The sequence below is a fragment of the Archangium violaceum Cb vi76 genome, assembly GCF_000733295.1.
Classification (GTDB): Bacteria; Myxococcota; Myxococcia; order Myxococcales; family Myxococcaceae; genus Archangium; species Archangium violaceum.
Genome location: NZ_JPMI01000395.1, coordinates 1 through 1965 on the forward strand (window position 1 = coordinate 1; position 1965 = coordinate 1965).

The following is a 1965-nucleotide window of genomic DNA, read 5'->3' on the forward strand; positions in this document are numbered from 1 at the left end:
CTCCACCAGCGAGCTGTTCGTCTCCTGGGCGAAGCTCTCCAACTGGGCCACGCGCTTGCCCGCGGCCTGGAGGCTCTGGCCCATGCTGTGCACCGATTCCTGCGAGCGCTCCACCGCTCCACCCTGACGGCGCGCGGCCTCCAGCAGCACCCGCACCTCCTCGGACACGCCCTGGCAGGTGCGGCGCACGTTGATCGTCACCCGCTGCACCTGGCTGAGCGCGCGGCGCAGCGAGAAGAGGAGCCGGCGGACCTCGCGTTGATCCTCCACGCCGCTGTAGGCGTTGTTGGTGAGGTCACCCTCGGCCAGCCGGGTGAGCAGCTGACTGCGCTGTGCGGCACGCTCGCCGGCCCACCTGTACCAGAACAGATAGCTCGCCGTGAGCAGCAGCGGCGGGGTGCCCAGCAGCAGCACGGCCCAGCCGCCCGCGTCCAGGGGGTGGCTGGTCAGGAGCCCGAGGAGGGTGCCCTGGCCGACGGCGAGCGTGAGCCCCCCGACGACCATGAAGGTGAAGAGGTACTTTTTGGCGACCATGGGTGAACGGAGTCCCAACGTATCGTGCATTCTCGCCGGGGTCCTCAAATCGGCACAGACTGGGGGGGTGCTTCCGCTCGTCTCCGCTCTCCTGCTCGCCCTGCCAGCGGGGGGCGCTTCGCCGCCTCCTCCCCAGGAGACCACCCGCTTCGTCTTCGCCTGGAAGGGGGTGCCGGTGGGCACCGTCACCCTCTCCCTCGCCCCCGAGGTGAGGCGCTTCACCTATACCTCGCGGCACCTGCACACCCGGGAAGAGCATGTGGGCGAGCGGGTGCGGGAGGTCTCCCTGGAGGTGGGGCCGGGGGAGACGGTGGTGGGGCGCGAGAGCATCCCGCAGGCGCTGTGGCTGTGGCGGGGTCCCCGTGCTCCCGGCTGCGTGACGGGGCGGGAGGAGCTGTCCGGCCGCGAGGGGCCGCACTGCGTCACCGCCGTGCGGGGAGACACGGTGGAGGGGACGATGTTCGGCCAGCCCTTCACCGCGCGCTATGACGAGCGGGGGCGGATGGCGGCCTTGGAGGTCGGGGAGTCGCGCTTCACGGTGGTGGCCCCGGGCGTGCGGCTGAGGCCGCCACCGGAGCTCTTCGCGGCGGGCGTGCCCGTGGAGGGGACGTCGGGTCCGCTCGCCTTCTCCCCCGCCTGGCCCCTCGTGGTGCGGCCGGGCTGGCTGACGGGTTGGCGGGCCGGGGAGGCGCGGGCGCTCGCGGAGGCGGTGCACGCGGCCTTTCCGGAGAAGGGCCCGGGGGCCGCGGACTGGAGCGAGCGGGGCGAGGGCGAGGCGGGCGGGTGTCTGGCCCATGCGCTGCGCTTCGCGGCCCTTGCTGCGCGGCGGGGACAGCGGGTGGCGCTGGTGCACGGGTTGCTCGTCGTGGACGGGGGACCGGGCCGGCCCCATGCCTGGGTGCGCGTGGGGCTCGCGGGAGGCGGCACGCTGGAGCTGGATCCCACCTCGTTGGATCCCGTCACCCGGGAGACGCACCTGCCGCTCGCCGTGGCCGAGCCCGGAGGGCCCTCGGTGGAGGCCGGGGAGCGGTGGCTGGCGCTGCTGCGCGGCGAGCACCGCGTGGTGCGCCAGCCCCTGGCGCGCTGAGTTCAGTCGAATGAGTTCCAACGGGTCAGCCCATGCGGCTGGGGAGTGGTGCATGTCATGTCGTGGTGTGGGGGCGATGGCCTCGGGCAAGCGGCTGCTGCTGGCCCTGGCGCTGGCCGTGCTTGTTGGCGGGTGCGCCACGGCCCCGCCGAGAGCGAGCCTGACGAGCGGCTTCGGGCTGCACTCCCGGCCCGCCTCGCAGCGTGACGGTGCTGGAGCAGGGCAGCGCGCGGCCTCCACTGCGCCAGGAGAGACGGAGGGCTCCGCGGGGGGCTTCCCCGAGCAGATGGAGGAGCTCTTCCAGACGAAGGACTCCTTCCAGGTAGTGCAGGAGGCCAGTGGGC

General features: G+C 73.3%; 2 protein-coding genes and 1 pseudogene. 2 read left to right on the forward strand and 1 reads right to left on the reverse strand.

The features are described 5' to 3' along the window. Positions 1-534: pseudogene (locus Q664_RS49075) on the reverse strand (methyl-accepting chemotaxis protein); the annotation flags it as partial. Between the two features lie 67 nt (positions 535-601). Between Q664_RS49075 and Q664_RS49080 the strand changes: the two are divergent. Continuing rightward, positions 602-1621 (forward strand): lasso peptide biosynthesis protein, encoded by a 1020-nt coding sequence (locus tag Q664_RS49080; protein ID WP_043413702.1) that lies wholly within the window; start codon positions 602-604, stop codon positions 1619-1621. Between the two features lie 52 nt (positions 1622-1673). After that, positions 1674-1965 (forward strand): hypothetical protein (locus tag Q664_RS49085; RefSeq protein ID WP_152622806.1); only part of this gene is annotated, 292 nt, incomplete at its 3' end.